Raw genomic sequence first — 14,167 nt, forward strand, 5'->3', positions numbered from 1 at the left:
TGTTTGACCGAAGGTGGCGTGTTCGACAAAGAGGAGAGGTGTCCGGCAGGAACGCGTCCGCCGGCGATGCCAGCTATCTCAAACAGGGAAAAGGAGGAGCGCCATGAGCGATCCACAGACGATGATCGACCGACTCAACGCCATGCACACCTTTCCGGGGCCATTTTTGTTCAAGGTCATCGGCGAGAATGAGCCGACCTTTGTCAGCCGCGTGGTGCAGGCTGCGGTCAACGCCATTGGTGGCGACGCCGATGTTGACGTCGAGACCCGTGAAAGCGGCAAGGGAAAGCACATCGCCGTGACGCTCTCGGCGCAGGTCCAGAGCCCGCAGATGGTGCTCGATGTCTATGAGCTGCTGCGAGCGGTGCAGGGCGTGCGATTTATGATGTAGGCAGGTGGGGATCAGTCCAGGAGCTCCACGGGAGCGTCGGAGCGCCGGGGGGCGGGCTCCTCGGAGGGGGCGATGGGTTCATCATCGCCCGAGGCGAAGACATCCCAGACGAAAAGCCCGCTGCTGGCCAACAGGGAGACGGCCGCGCCGATCCAGAGGCCGTTGGCGGTGCGTTGCTGGGAGATGCCGGTGTCGAGAAGTTCGCGGTTGACGCCGCCAAAGGCGTTTTGCTGCTGCTCGAGGGCGTCGTAGGTGGTGCTGGCCTGCATGCCCATGATGGTCGCCGCCGCCCCCAGGGCAATACCCACCCCGCCCAGGCCCAGGGCCGCACTCTGGCGCGGGTTCGAGAACACGCCTCCCTGCCCCATGGCCGAGGCGGGGATAAAGAGGGTGAGTGTGTCATCGGCGGGGACTTCCACGCTCTCGGAGAAGTCCGCGCCGCCTCCGCGAATCGCAAAGGTCGTGGTGCCGGCTTCCACTTCAACGGCGCGCTGCAGAGGCAGCGCGTAGCTCTGCCCGCCGACGATGAGTGTAGCACCGGAAAGATCGCTCTGGACCATCAAGCGCCCGGTCTGCACGGCAGCACGAAGGGTCATGGCGAGCTCTTCGCGCTGACGGGCTTCCAGCGTGATGCTCTGTCGGGCCTGATCGAAGTCGGGGAGGCTCGCGATGAGGGTGTAGGTGCCCGGTGCAAGGTCGAGCTCACAGGGGGCGTTGCAGCGCTCCCGGGTTTCTTCGACGAGGATGGTCGCACCTTCCGGGGAACTCGTCACGTTCAGGGTCGCCATGGAGGCCGCGATCGCCTGCTGGATCTCAATGACCGTGTCAGCGACCTCGCCGGCGTTGGGAGCACCCGGGAGCTCCGAGAGGTAGCGCTGGAAGTACGCCTCGGCGTCGGTGAGCTTTCCGGCCAGGCGGTAGGCCTGTCCGACGTTGTAGAGCAGCTCGGAGCGGCCGGAGAGTTCGTAGGACTCCAGAAAGGCCTCGGCGGCCTTCTCGTACTCGTCGTTATCGTAGAAGGCTCGCCCTTCCATAAAGCGTTCGCGAGCCTGCTCAATCGTATCCTGCGCGAAGGCCGGGGCTGGCATCATCAGCGAGAGCGAGAGCGGCAGGGCGCAGGCCACGAGCAGCCGCTTAAAGGTACGAGTGTGTGAGGACGAAGTAGCCATAGGGTTCTCAGCCATGAGGGCATTGCAAAGACGCGGGAGTTTAAAACGCGAAGGGGTCGATGATGTCGTCGCGCGCGGGTTCGGGCTCCGGCGCTTTCTCTTTCTTCTTTTTGGGCCGCGGGGGCGGATCGCGTCGGGGTTTGGGTCTGGGTTCGGGCTCGGGCTCCACTTCGACCTCTCTGCGGCGCTCTTCTTGCTGACGCTCAGGCTCAGGCTGCGGGGCCGGCTCCGGGTCATTCGCGGAGGCAACTTCCTCGTCAGCGGGCAGCTCATCACCGGCATCGTTCAGGGCGGTCAACTCCAGATTGACCTCGTTATCTTCGCGCGCTGCATAGCGAAATCCGACGTCTTCGTAGCCCTCGAGCTTCAGTTCGTAGAGGGAAGTCTCATCGGAGACGGGCAGCTCCAACGTGATCGGCGTGATGCCGAGAAGCTCGCCATCTCGAAAGACCCGAGCGCTCTCCGGGGTGGAGGCCAAGCGAAGCGTTGTGATGGTCTCGGGCGGGGGCTCCTCTTGCGGGGGCGGCACGACAGGAGGATCTTCGGCGCGCACGATGGCATCGGCCGGGATCGCGCTGCGCGGGTCAGGGGCCGGGGCTTGCGCGTCTTCGTTCATGACCACGAGCGCCAGAAGAACAACGACAACCACGCTCATGACCGCGGCGGCGATGGCCGCCGGCGGGATCTTCTTCTTTGTGCTCGCCGGTGCGGCCGGCCGCAGCGTAGCGGGGCCTGCGGCGGCGGGGAACTCCCCGGTGTCAGCGGCGCTGGTCGAGGCGCGCATCGGCTGCGAGAAGCCGGGCTGGGCCTGGTGGGCGGCCATCTGCGCGTGGAAGGCCGGCGCGCCCACGTCGACCGTATCGCGCTCATCGTCGGCGTGGGCTGCTGCGTACGGGGCGGGCGTGGCAGGCTGGCCGGTACTCAGCGCGGGGTGGGCAGGAGTGTGGGGCGCCAGGACGCCTGGTCCGCTGGCCGCTCGCGCCTCTTCGGCCCCGGGCGAGAAGTTCTCGTCGATGTAGCGGCTCAGTCGGTTGACGGTGTAGCCAGGCGCGACCTGGTGGAGTGCGCGATCGAGGTCTTGCTTGGCGGAGTAGCCGTCCTGGTAGCGCTGGTCCGGATCGCGAGCGAGCAACTTCATCACAACCTGATCGACGACCTCGGGCACCTGCGGGTTCAGGATGCGCGGAGGGGTGATCTCCTTGGACATGATGTTGTTGTAGATCTGAAACTCATTGTCGCCTTCGAAGGGGAGGCGATTGGTGAGCATTTTGTAGATGATCAGACCGGCTGCGAAGAGGTCGGCGCGGCCGTCGATGTCGCTTGTGTTGGCCTGCTCCGGGGCCATGTAGAGGAGCTTACCCTTGATGACGCCGTGCTGGGTATGGCTCTCTTTGACGGCGGCTTTGGCCACGCCGAAGTCGATGATTTTGACGTCACCGGCATAGCTTAAAAGCACGTTGTGGGGGCTGACATCGCGGTGCACGATCTTGAGCGGGTTGCCTTGTTCATCGGCCTTGGAGTGGGCGACGTGGAGTCCGGCGCAGATGCTGGAGCCGATATAGACGGCGTGGGGCACCGGCACGGTTTGGCCGCGGCGGGCCATGCCCTTGATGATATGGGCCAGGTCCACGCCGTGGATGTACTCCATGGCGATGTAGTAGGTGTCGTCGATGCACCCCAGGTCGTAGACCTGCGCGATGTTGAAGTGGTTGATGCTGACGATGATGTTGGCTTCGTCGATGAGCATGGTGATGAACTCATCGTTTTCGGCCAGGTGGGGCAAAATCTTTTTGATGGCGACGGTTTTCTCAAATCCGCCGATGCCCGGCATGGTCGCCCGGTAGATCTCGGCCATACCGCCGCGCGCCACCAGCTGGTGCAGCGTATACGGACCGAACTTTTGGGGGAACTTAGCAGCCATATGCGGACCATCCCTTTGCGCGCGGTAACAAAAGCTCGAAAGCGCCCTTCACCGGACCCGCGGGTCGGTGTGAGAAGCCTCGCAGCGTCTTACCACAGCGGGGGCGCGTGGCCAAAGGCAGCGAGGCGGCAGTCGGGAGCATCGAAACGCTTTCAGGGGGCGAGTTGAAGCTCGACGATCGGATTATCCGCCGCCCCGGCAGGCAGGTAGCGAAGTTTGGAAAGCGTAGCGTTGGGTGAGTGGACCCAGATCATCGGAGTGTCAGCATCCGAGCTGGCGGCGAAGACAACCTGTCGCGGTACCGAGCGGTTGATGCTCGTAAAGTTCACGCTCTCAAATCGGTCCAGAAGCGTCAGGGGGCCGAATGCGTTGCCGAAGGAGGAGCCGCTGAAGCTGAATTCACCCACGACCGCCGCGCCGGAATCATCCGTCCAGCTGGTGATGAAGCGAGGGCCGCTGGCGGGGTGATGCAGCCCTTGAGCACCGGCCGGGATGGTGCCGAGCAGCATGGGTTGCGGGGGAGCACCGTTGAGGTCGAGGCCGTAGGTCAGCGCGCAGTCCCGGCAGTCGGTGTCGTAGGCCGTGAAGATCACGCTGTTGCCGCTCTGCGAGGATTCCCAGATGTGGTCGATGCCGGAGAAGATCGTGGTGACGTCGACGTCGGGATTGATGCGAATCTGAGAGATACGCCAGCGAGACGTGTCACCAAAGCGTTGCTGAGTGGCGACATAGGTGTCGGGGCCGTCTGGCCCCTCTTCGACGATGTTGATGGAACGCAGCGCCGCGCCGACGTTTCGCTCAAAGAGGAAGGCGTCGTTGGTCAGGTCATAGACGCCGAAGGACTCCGTTTGTCCGGGGGCCGCGGTGAGGAAGCTCACAAAGCGGCCCGAGGGGCTCATGCGCAGACCGTGAGGATTGATGGTCGCAGGAAGCTCCACCACGACGGCGTTTTCTACGTCATTTTTGGAGGCGCGATAGAGGGTGCGCGAGCCGGAGTCGTCCTCGGTCAGGAAGATGATGTTGCGTGAGGTGGGGGTGTCGAGGGGGTGGAAAGGGTTGGAACCCTGCGAGCGCTCCAGGCTGTCGGCGGCACCGTCGCCGTCGGAGTCAATGGACCAGGTGTTTCTCAGGCCGTTGTTGGAGCTGTCGCGGGGGAATGGGTCGTAGCGGTCGAGGATGCCGTCGCTATCGACGTCGGTATCGTCGTTATCGGGGGTTCCGTCGTTGTCGGCGTCCATCGACATGTCGATGGTTTGAGGATCGGCACCGTTTTCGCCGGGGATGGTCAGTATGTCGGAGCCGTTCGAGATGTTATCGCCGTCGATATCATCATCGCAGGCGTCTCCGAGGCCGTTGCCGTCGAGGTCGAGTTGGTCGGCGTTGGCGGTGATGGGGCAGGTGTCGATGATGTCACCGGTGCCGTCTTCGTCGCCGTCGAGAGCTGCGCTGACCGGGTGACAGTTAAAGTAAAGCTCGCGGACCTCGACCTGGTCGGGCGCGTCGGCGGGGCGGCCCACCACGCCCAGCCCCAGCGCTTGAGGCAGCACGTAGACATGCGTCTGAGTTAACCCCTCAAAGAGCTCGGGAATATCGTAGTCGGCCAGACGCTGGAAACCTGGTCCGTTGATGCGGCCGGCTCGTCCGGTGTTGCGGTCGAAGAGGTAGCGTTGGCCGGCTGCGGCAGGGAAGATGATCGGATCGAAGCCGGAGAGATCTTCGGCGAGGTCTTCTTCACCGATGACCGGAACCGCAGGCCAGGTGGTCGGGATGCTGATTCGCGTCGTGCTGGAGATTCCTCCGGTCGCCGAGAAGGTGATTGCGACGATTTCGCGAAGGGCGCTGTCGTACTGGGCCAACTCGGCGTCGTCGTAGGGCGTGGGTACCAGCTGCAAGGGGGCGTTGGCGTTGAGCGCAGTGGTCCATCCTCTAACGTTGACTCGGCCTCCTCCGAGAATGTTCAGGATGGCAAGGGACTCCTCTTGCGGAGGGCGGCCCAGGCCCTTGACCACTCCCGAGGGCATCATGATGGAGTTCAGGGAGCTTAGGTTCGCCCCGAAATCGAGCTCTGCGCCGAGCGAGCCGCCGGGCATCACGGTAAGCCAGCGACCGGTTTTACGTTCCGAGAGAGGGCTGTGGCCGGGGCTGATCAGGGTGTAGCGCCCCTCGACCTGTGTGACCGAGCGGGCAACTCCGGGATAGGGCAAGTCCGAAATCTCGGTCCAGGTACTCGCGGCCCGGTCGAGTACTGCGGCCGTCGAGGCGCGAGCCGGATCGTCGCTGTTGCTGAGGAGCACCAGATCGCGGTCGTAGATCGCCAGTGGCGCGCTGAGTTGTCCTTCCGGCAGCGTGACCCGAGGGTAGATGATCAGTCCGTCGGCGGCGTCGGGGTGGCAGCTCGGCTCGTCACTGCAGGCGTCTCCCAATCCGTCGCCATTGCTGTCTCGCTGAGTGGGGTTAATGACGTCCGGGCAGTTGTCAATCGCGTCGGTGACACCGTCGTCATCGCTGTCGACCAGACAGGCGCGATCCAGTCGAACGTCATTGGTGCCTGCGGCCAGGCCGGACTGCTTCAGGTAAACACAGCTCAAATCATCGCGGCCAACATTACGGGCATCGCATGTTCCGCGATCGTCGCAGGCGGGCACACAGAGGTCTTCGGCACCGACTTCCGAGCAGAAGAAGCCTGCGGAACACGTGTCTTCAGCGAAGGTGCAGGGCGTCAGGCAGACGTTGCTTCTGCAAACTCCTTCGCCGGTGCAGTCGCTGTCTTCGGCGCAAACACTACCCGGTTCCCCCTCGTCGGGCGGAAGGTCGGCATCGCCACCGTCGGGGGTTTCGGCGTCGGTATCGACGTCGTCTCCGGCATCGGTGGCGTCGGGAAGATCGGTATCGACGAGGATGCCGGTTTCGCCGGAAGTGAAGCCATCGAAGTCCATCATACAGCCGCTGGCGCTGCTGCAGAGAAGGATGAGGGCGAGCGCGGTCAGGCCGGGAGCCTGACGGGCGCGTCGGAGCGTCGAGACGTTCTTCATGGTAGGCCGGGAGAGGGGGCCCGGGCGGTGAGCAGTGCGCTTTGATGCGCGTCCCGCGCGGGCGTTCACGGAGTCGCTTCGACGGTAACACAGCGCAAAAAAACTTTGCAACTAAGTAACCGTTTACCGGCGGCGGATCTCGAGCGCTGCGGGGCGCGCAAACTTTGAGTTGGGTTCGCGATAACAGGTAGGAAGGCTAGCGCCTGGGGCCTCCGCGCATCGGGTGAGGGGGGCGAACGGCTGGCAACACCACAAAGGAGGGTGGGAATGGGCGAAGGCTTCTGGCGTCATGTGTTTGGAGGGGGCGTTCGACGATCGGATGCTGCGGTGCAGTTATGCGATGGGATGGTGCCTGAAGAAGAGGGGAGGTTGTGGGTTGCACCGGGCAGCGCTCGCCCACCCGGGGGCGATCGGGACCTGTGGTGGTATCGCCCGCTGAGTCTTGACGAGCTCGCGTTGGTGCTGCGTTTTGTGGGCGAGGCGCATGTTCCGCCCATCGTTCGCGTGGTTATCGTAAAGCCGTCGAGTTGGGCACCATCGGCGCGAAGGTGTGCCTCGGTGTTGCGAGCTGCGTTGGAGGCGCAGCCTGACGTTCAACTCAGCGTGGTCGCCGAGGCGACACAACCTCGCTGGTACGCGGCACTTCGGCGCGAGCTGCACCGCTGCGGTGTGCGGGTGGAGGAACACAGGCAACATCCTCCCGGAGCTTCGATGGCGGTAGACGAATAACGAAGGTGCCCGTGGGTGTTCAGGCGTCGAAAGGCGGCTTCATCATGAGATGACGGTGAATCCGAGGAGAGAGGCGATGAAGGTTGAGACGATCGCGAGCGGTGTGAGTGATAACTTCTTTTACGCGGTGGTTGACCCCCGGGGGCGGGCCGGATTGATCGACCCGGTCGATGCCGAAGCGGCTGTAGCGCGGGTGCGTGAGGCCGGATGGGAGCTGGAGTGGGTGATCAACACGCACTGGCACCCGGATCACGTGGCTGGCAATGCCGGGGTGTTGGCAGCCTTTCCCGACGCTCAGGTGGTGGGCCCGGCCGGCGACCGGGAGCGCATCGATGCGCAGTTTGCCGGGGATGCGCGCGGAGCGGTGGACGTTGAAATGCGTGGTGGCGAGTCGCTGCGCGTGGGTGAGCTGAGCCTGGATGTGCTCGATACCCCCGGACACACCGAAGGGCATGTCAGCTTGAGGTATGGCAAGCATCTGTTCAGCGGGGACGTGATCTTCTCGGGTGGGGCGGGCCATTGCCGCGCGGGCGGGGATGTGGGCGTGCAGTTTTCGACCTTTGCACATGTGCTCGGAGCGTTGCCCGATGACACGATCTTCTATGCCGGCCACGACTACACGGCACGAAACTGCGAGTTCATTCTCTCGATCGAGCCGGAACATCGTGAGGCCGGGGCGGTGTTAGAGCAGGCGAAGGCGTCCGGGCCCCGTGAGCGCTTTGAAAGTACCCTGGGCCAGGAGCGCGCCTATAACCCCTTTTTGCGACTTGCTGATCCGGGCTTGCGTCAGGCGCTTTCGTCGCGCTACGGGGAGTCGTTGGAGGCTGCCCGGGCGCAGTCTCAGAGCGAAGATGAGGCGGTGTTTCGGTGTCTGAGGGCGCTTCGAGACCGCTGGTAACTACCAACGAGCAGGACCCCATGTTCGATCGACAGGTACGATGGATGATTGTGGCGGCGCTGGTGGCGCTGATCGCCGGTGTGGGCGGCTCATCGTGGTATTTCTACCGCGATCCGGGTCTGCTCGATGCCGTGGTGGCGCTGGAGGGGCAGTGGGTGGACCGCGCTGCTCCTGGCTTTGAGCTCCCCGATCGCCAGGGGCAGATGCACGCCCTTTCGCGCTACCAGGGGCAGGTGGTCTTTTTGAACTTCTGGGCGAGCTTTTGCGAGCCCTGTCGAAAAGAGATGCCCTCGATGGAGGCCCTGGTGCGCCAGTATCGGGACCAGGGCATGGTGATGGTGGCGGTGAGTCTGGATGCGGAGTGGACGGAGGTCGACGGGTTTATGCAGGAGTTTTTGCCCGGTCAGCGCAGCGCGATGACGGTGTTGCTGGACGCTGAAAACCAGGTTAGCCGCCTTTACGGCACCGAGATGATCCCGGAGACCTACATCATCGATCGCGATGGCACGGTCATCGCGCGCTTCGTTGGCGACTATGACTGGACGCGACCTGAAGCGCGGCAGCTGATTGAGGCCTTGCTATGAGCAAGGGGTGCGCGAGCTTTTTGACGTGTGGGGTGTTTCTGCTGGCCTTCGGTGCCGGGGTGAGTGCGGAGGAGCCCGCGCGCCTGACCGAAGAGCATCAGTTCGACGCGATCTGCGCGTACAGCTCGCCGCAGATGTCCGCGATGGCCGAGGGCAGCGGTGAGGCAGGGCGCTCGCCAGATGCGATGTCCTCCGGGCATGTTTCGGTTGAGCCTGGCGAGCTCGGGAGCGCGGGCGCGGAGCGGCGCTGTCCGGATGAGGCGCATACACGTTACTATGAGGCGCGGCGCGATGTGGTTCATCGCCTTTACGAACTCGATATCTACGGGGTGGATGAGTCCTCGCTGGGCTACGATCGGGTCAGCGGCTTGCTCAGTGTGAGTGGGTTTCGTTACCACCCGGTGGTGGGCGCCGGCGACACGCTGCGTTTTCGCAATGAGTGTGTGCTCTATTTTGAGGTGGGCGAAGATCAGGTCGAAGACGTGATGACCCGCGCGGCGATGGGGGAGGTGTTCCTGCGCGTGGAGGTGTTGCTGGCTGCTCATGATGACTATGAGCAGACCTTCTGCGGCGAAGGCGAGGACGGGCAGCGCGTTGTGACGAGCGATCTTCTGCGCGCTGCGCTGGTGGACGCCAGTGAGGGTGTGCTGGCGACTTACCGTACCGAGTTCGGACACCAGTGGTATCTGCAGCAGAGTGCGCTGGCCGGCGCGGGGAAGGAGCCTGCGGAGCGAGCCGCACCGCAGGTCGAAGTTAGCGACCTGATGTGGTGGTCTGGCGAGACTCCCCTGGATGACGCGACGCTCAAGCAAGAGGAGGCGACCTGGCGGGGCCGCGTGGAGCGCGCGGTGTACCCCTGTTATGTGCGCGCGCTGGCGGAGAATCGCTCGCTGCAGGGGGCGGTGGTGTTAAGAATGTCGCTCCCGGGTAGCGACGAGGGAGCCCGTGTGCTGCTCGATACGTTGCAGCGACCCACACTTCAGAGGTGCATTCGCGACCGTATCTCGGAGTTGGCTGCCCGTGACGATCTCCCTGCTCAGGCCGACGCCCTCAAGGTGACGGTGCTGATGCGGCGACGCTGATTGCACCTCAGAAACCGGGCGGGACGGTTGGAAGTGACCGTGACGCCGTCGTTGTGGTAAAGCCCTCTGCGGTAGTTTGCTCAATGACGGTGGTTGGTAAGGGGCGCTCGCCGGGGCTCTCCGCGACATGAAAGAGCGCGATGTTAAAGCGCGGTGTTGAAAGAGTGGGGGAGAAAGTCATCGGCGCGATCGAAGAGATCGGTCAGCTGACGACGATGCTCATCTCGGCGCTGGTGTGGATGTTTCGTCCCCCGTTTCGGGTGCGAGTCGTCTTCCAGAGCTTTGAGTCGGTAGGGGTGGGGAGTCTCTTTATCGTGCTGCTCACCGGGCTCTTTGCGGGACTTGTGCTGGCGTACCAGTCGGATATGGCGTTTCGGATGTTTAACGCTGAAACGCTGGTCGGAGCGACGGTTGCGATCAGCCTTCTTCGCGAGCTCGGCCCTGTGTTTACAGGGCTGATGGTCGCCGGACGAACCGGCAGTGCGATGACCACGGAGCTCGGGACGATGCGGGTCACCGAGCAAATCGATGCGATGGCGGTGATGGCGGTCAATCCCATTCAGTACCTGGTGATGCCGCGCATTCTGGCAACCACGTTGATGGTGCCGGTGCTGAACATGCTTTTTAACTTTGTGGGGATTGGCGCCGCCTACCTGTTGTCGGTGGAGGTGATGAACTCCGACCCGGGGATCTTCCTTCATCACATCACGCGTTTTATCACCGCGCAGGATTTTCTGTTCAGCACGATCAAGGCGGCGAGCTTCGGGCTGATTATCGGGCTGGTGGGGTGTTACAAGGGGTTCTATGCCTCGGGCGGGGCCAAAGGCGTGGGTGAGGCGACCACCTCCTCGGTGGTGACCAGCAGCATTTCTATTTTGCTGGTAGACTACGCTCTGACCGTGTCGATGTGGTCCCTTTGAAGTCGGTCGTAGAGATGTCTCTGAGTGAGGCGGTAGCGCGATGAAGTTAGCTGATGTCATGACACCGTTTAAGGTGGGGTTGCTGGTGATCGCCGGGGTGGCCGCGACCATCGTGATGGTGACGTTGCTCAGCGGCGATATGGACATGGATGCCGAGGCGTCCAAGCGCTACTACGCCCATTTTGAAGATGTGACCGGCCTGGCAGTGCGGTCGCGCATTCAGATGGCGGGCATACCGGTGGGCACGATCGACTCGATTCGTCTCGATGGCAGCCGCGCCCGGGTGGAGGTTTCGGTTCGGGGTGATGTCGTGCTCTATGAGGGGCAACTCAACCCCAATGGGCTCGATACCAACGGGGCCGCGCTGGCCAAGCGACAGGCCAGTCTCATTGGCGATTATTATCTGGAGCTGACCCCCGGGACCGAGGGTCGTGTCCTGGAGAACGGCGATCCGATTCGCAACATTATCAAGGATGTGGGTCCGGATGAGCTCTTTGAACGTCTCAACGACATTACCAAAGATATTCAGGCGGTCACCAACTCGCTCGCCACGGTATTCGGCAATGAGGACGCTCAGCGCAGCATCCAGCAGATGCTCGACGATATGCAGAATGTGTTGGCGACGCTCAATCAGTTCGTGGTGACCAACAGCGTGAAGCTCGATCAGCTGGTCACCGATGCGTCGAATATCGGGCGTGATATCAGTTTCTTGACGGCGCGGGGCTCGGAGTCGATCGATACGATCTTGCGGGATACCGAGGCGATTGTGCAGGAGGTGCGCTACATCATCGGGCAGTCCACCACCGATGTGCAGGCGGGCCTGGGGACCATGCAGGGCACGCTGGCCAGACTGCAGCGCACGCTCGACTCGCTCAACTACAGTCTGCAGAACGTTCAGGACATCACCGAGAAGATCAATGAGGGTGAGGGTACGGTGGGTGAACTCATCAACAACCCGACCATTGCCTACCGCACCGAGCAGATTCTTGAAGACGCCGGCGACTTCCTGGGCAGGGTGACGCGGCTGCGCACGATTGTGGAGCTTCGCAGCGAATACCACCTGCAGAATCAGCAGCTCAAAAACGTCTTCGGGCTGCGGCTCGAGCCCAACGAAGACAAGTATTATATGTTTGAGTTTGTCGACGACTTCCGCGGCTCGACCTCGGTGGTGACCGAGCGAGTCAATACCACGGACCCCTCGGTGGATGACGCGCTCTATCAGGAGACGCGCACCACAACGACCGATGAGTTCAAGTTCAGTCTGGTGTTGGGGCGCTCGTTTCAGGCCTCGGACTGGCTGCGCCTCGGGGGGCGTTTTGGGATCATCGAGAGCACCGGCGGAATCGGTGCGACTGTGGGACTGTTCCCCGACAGGCGGCTGGAGGTTCAGACCGACCTCTTTGATTTCAGCGCCGCCGAGAATCCTCGCCTTCGCGCCTACGGCACGTATCGCTTCTTGGAGTTTGCGTATATCTCCGGGGGCATCGACGACGTGATTAACCCCGATCGGAGGGACTACTTCATCGGGGCGGGGATTCGCTTTGATGATGAAGACTTGAAAGCGTTGTTGACGACCACCGGTGTGCCCACGCCTTAAGGTGCCCCGAGTCCGGGGCGATGGTGGGGCTGCTACGATGCATTCAGCAAGCGGTGCTCGTCGTGACATGCCTCCATCGAGAGCACCGGGTGCGTAGGGTGCGTCCTGGCGAGGCGACGCGTGGGAGAAGGGTGTGCGACGAAGGCTGGCACAGCGGTGGCGATGGCGCGTGATGGGGACTACGGCAGCGGTGGTGTTGGTAGTGCCGGCGCTGCTCTGGTCCCAGGAGTCGCGACGTGGCGATCGCTTGCTGCATCGCCACCTGGACGCAGCGCGTTTTGAGGCTGTGGACACCGATACGCCGGGGGGAGGCTCGAGTTCTGGCGAGCAGGGGAGCGCGGCGCCCAGCACCTGGAGCGGGGAGGGGCAGCCCGGCTTGAGCGTGGAGGCCGGTGACCGGGAGTGGTTCTGGACGGCGGACGGGCCTGTGGCGCAGTCGCCCCTGGAGCCTCCTCACGGCGGGCTCGACCCGGCCACCGGCAATGCCACCCTCGATACCCATACCGATCGCGTTCGAGCGCTTGATTATCAGGCGAGTTTTGAGCCCAGCGTGGTGCCCTGGAAGCGGGGTGTGGCGCATGATGGGGTGGTTCGTCAGGTCGATGGTACGTACAGCACACGTCGGCGCTCGTCGTCGTTAACGTCGGTGCCGGTGGGCGGTGGCGCCGCCCGGGGTGGGGAGGATCGGTTCTGGGGGAGCTTTCTGGTGCGAATGGAGGCCGGTCGAGCCCACCCCATTCCCAGCGTGTCACCCGAGCAGCGCGTGGTGCAGGTGGTCGCGGAACCCCTGGTGGACGTCGAGGTGCTGCGCGATGGGTCCGACAACTTCTTCTTGCGCGGTGATGTTGACGGTGTTGTGCGGGTGAATCTCGAACTTGCAGTTAGCCGCTTTTACTTCGATGGGGCGCTCGATGAACGCGTAGGCTGGGAGCAGTTCGCGACGCCGGAGCGCGTGTTAGCTGACGCGGATGCCCGCGCGGTGGCTGCGCGTGTGCTGGGGGCGCGTGGTATCGATCGAGGACTTTCGCCGGTGGAGGCGCTTCGTGCCCTGGTCGGATATTATCGTGACTTTGAGGCGCGCCCCTTCCCGCAGGACGAGGCGGGGGGCGACCGCTACGAGGCCATCTCCGCGTTGCAGGTAGGCGTTTGTCGCCACCGGGCGTTGGCGTTTCTGGTGAGCGCAGGGTCCCTGGGGCTGGAGAGCCGCTATGTGTACAACGAGGCTCATGCCTTCGTGGAAGTGCGTTGGCCGGCGCAGGGCTGGCGGCGCATCGATCTGGGAGGTGCGGCCGATGGGTTTAACTATCAAAACATGGGCTCGAACTCCGTGCATCGAGGTGGCGAACGCGACGGGTTTCCGCAGCCGCAGCGCTACCTCGACGAGATCATCGCGTTCGAGAGCGGTGAGAGCGCCGGTGGGCTCTCGAGTGACGCAGCCGGTGAGACCGTCTCTGAGGCAGAACGTGAGAGCAGCGGTGACCCTACACGCGACGCTGCGTCGATGGCGGCACAGCGGGTAAGCCCGCCGGGGGACGAGTCCCGAGAGCTTGAGCTGGCCGTCCGGCCGCCACAGGTCGAGATCCTCGACGCCAGCGGGGCGGTGATGCGCGGAGCGGCGATGCGTGTGCGCGGTCGTGTGGTGCGGGGAGGAGCACGTCGGGTGGAGGTGTTGCTGGTGCCGGCCGGGGCCGCCGGTTTTGAGCGTGGTGTGTCGCTGGGAGAGGCTGACGTGCAGACCTCGGGGGACTTCGTCGGGGAATGGACCGTGCCACGGCAGGTGAGCCTGGGGAGGTGGGTTCTCAAGGCTCGTCCCGTCGGCGAGTAGGTCGATCAGCCTCTCGGGC

General features: G+C 63.5%; 11 protein-coding genes. 8 read left to right on the top strand and 3 right to left on the bottom strand.

What is annotated here, in order from left to right; genetic code table 11:
* Positions 1–103: 103 nt before the first annotated feature.
* On the top strand, positions 104–391 hold the full coding sequence (locus EA187_RS11405) for a DUF493 domain-containing protein (protein WP_115604390.1): 288 nt from the start codon (positions 104–106) through the stop codon (positions 389–391).
* An 11-nt stretch (positions 392–402) separates the two neighbouring features.
* Here the strand turns inward: EA187_RS11405 and EA187_RS11410 are convergent, their stop codons facing one another.
* The 3 genes from EA187_RS11410 to EA187_RS20635 all read right to left on the bottom strand — a co-directional run bounded on the left by EA187_RS11410 (position 403) and on the right by EA187_RS20635 (position 6,513).
* Positions 403–1,560, bottom strand: a complete 1,158-nt coding sequence (locus EA187_RS11410) for a PEGA domain-containing protein (RefSeq protein WP_164856211.1) — start codon at positions 1,558–1,560, stop codon at positions 403–405.
* A 40-nt stretch (positions 1,561–1,600) separates the two neighbouring features.
* Positions 1,601–3,481, bottom strand: a complete 1,881-nt coding sequence (locus EA187_RS11415; RefSeq protein WP_127780333.1) for a serine/threonine-protein kinase — start codon at positions 3,479–3,481, stop codon at positions 1,601–1,603.
* A 152-nt stretch (positions 3,482–3,633) separates the two neighbouring features.
* Positions 3,634–6,513 carry an EB domain-containing protein gene (locus EA187_RS20635; protein WP_206524275.1) on the bottom strand — a complete coding sequence of 960 codons (2,880 nt, stop codon included), beginning with the start codon at positions 6,511–6,513 and terminating at the stop codon, positions 3,634–3,636.
* Positions 6,514–6,840: 327 nt separating this feature from the next.
* Between EA187_RS20635 and EA187_RS11430 the strand changes: the two genes are divergently transcribed.
* From EA187_RS11430 to EA187_RS11460, 7 genes are all read left to right on the top strand, one after another.
* Positions 6,841–7,242: a hypothetical protein gene (locus EA187_RS11430; protein WP_164856212.1), complete on the top strand. Its 402-nt coding sequence runs from the start codon at positions 6,841–6,843 to the stop codon at positions 7,240–7,242.
* A gap of 76 nt (positions 7,243–7,318) precedes the next feature.
* Entirely contained in the window at positions 7,319–8,140 is an 822-nt protein-coding gene (locus EA187_RS11435) for an MBL fold metallo-hydrolase (RefSeq protein ID WP_164856213.1), read from the top strand.
* A gap of 20 nt (positions 8,141–8,160) precedes the next feature.
* Positions 8,161–8,724 (top strand): peroxiredoxin family protein, encoded by a 564-nt coding sequence (locus tag EA187_RS11440; RefSeq protein ID WP_127780336.1) that lies wholly within the window; start codon positions 8,161–8,163, stop codon positions 8,722–8,724.
* Positions 8,721–9,806, top strand: a complete 1,086-nt coding sequence (locus EA187_RS11445; protein WP_127780337.1) for a hypothetical protein — start codon at positions 8,721–8,723, stop codon at positions 9,804–9,806. The genes EA187_RS11440 and EA187_RS11445 overlap by 4 nt, the downstream gene beginning before the upstream one ends.
* Before the next feature lie 140 nt (positions 9,807–9,946).
* On the top strand, positions 9,947–10,726 hold the full coding sequence (locus EA187_RS11450; protein WP_115604401.1) for an MlaE family ABC transporter permease: 780 nt from the start codon (positions 9,947–9,949) through the stop codon (positions 10,724–10,726).
* Between the two features lie 40 nt (positions 10,727–10,766).
* Positions 10,767–12,323, top strand: coding sequence for an MlaD family protein (locus tag EA187_RS11455; protein ID WP_115604403.1), 1,557 nt, complete (start codon positions 10,767–10,769; stop codon positions 12,321–12,323).
* A gap of 133 nt (positions 12,324–12,456) precedes the next feature.
* Entirely contained in the window at positions 12,457–14,148 is a 1,692-nt protein-coding gene (locus tag EA187_RS11460) for a transglutaminase-like domain-containing protein (protein WP_127780338.1), read from the top strand.
* Positions 14,149–14,167 lie beyond the last annotated feature (19 nt).

Source organism: Lujinxingia sediminis, assembly GCF_004005565.1.
GTDB classification, from domain to species: Bacteria; Myxococcota_A; Bradymonadia; order Bradymonadales; family Bradymonadaceae; genus Lujinxingia; species Lujinxingia sediminis.

Bases quoted from the DNA above. Each gene is read 5' to 3' on its own strand.
- EA187_RS11405 (WP_115604390.1), top strand. From the start codon at position 104: ATGAGCGATCCACAGACGATGATCGACCGACTCAACGCCATGCACACC.
- EA187_RS11410 (WP_164856211.1), bottom strand. From the start codon at position 1,560: ATGGCTACTTCGTCCTCACACACTCGTACCTTTAAGCGGCTGCTCGTG.
- EA187_RS11415 (WP_127780333.1), bottom strand. From the start codon at position 3,481: ATGGCTGCTAAGTTCCCCCAAAAGTTCGGTCCGTATACGCTGCACCAG.
- EA187_RS20635 (WP_206524275.1), bottom strand. From the start codon at position 6,513: ATGAAGAACGTCTCGACGCTCCGACGCGCCCGTCAGGCTCCCGGCCTG.
- EA187_RS11435 (WP_164856213.1), top strand. From the start codon at position 7,319: ATGAAGGTTGAGACGATCGCGAGCGGTGTGAGTGATAACTTCTTTTAC.
- EA187_RS11440 (WP_127780336.1), top strand. From the start codon at position 8,161: ATGTTCGATCGACAGGTACGATGGATGATTGTGGCGGCGCTGGTGGCG.
- EA187_RS11445 (WP_127780337.1), top strand. From the start codon at position 8,721: ATGAGCAAGGGGTGCGCGAGCTTTTTGACGTGTGGGGTGTTTCTGCTG.
- EA187_RS11450 (WP_115604401.1), top strand. From the start codon at position 9,947: ATGTTAAAGCGCGGTGTTGAAAGAGTGGGGGAGAAAGTCATCGGCGCG.
- EA187_RS11455 (WP_115604403.1), top strand. From the start codon at position 10,767: ATGAAGTTAGCTGATGTCATGACACCGTTTAAGGTGGGGTTGCTGGTG.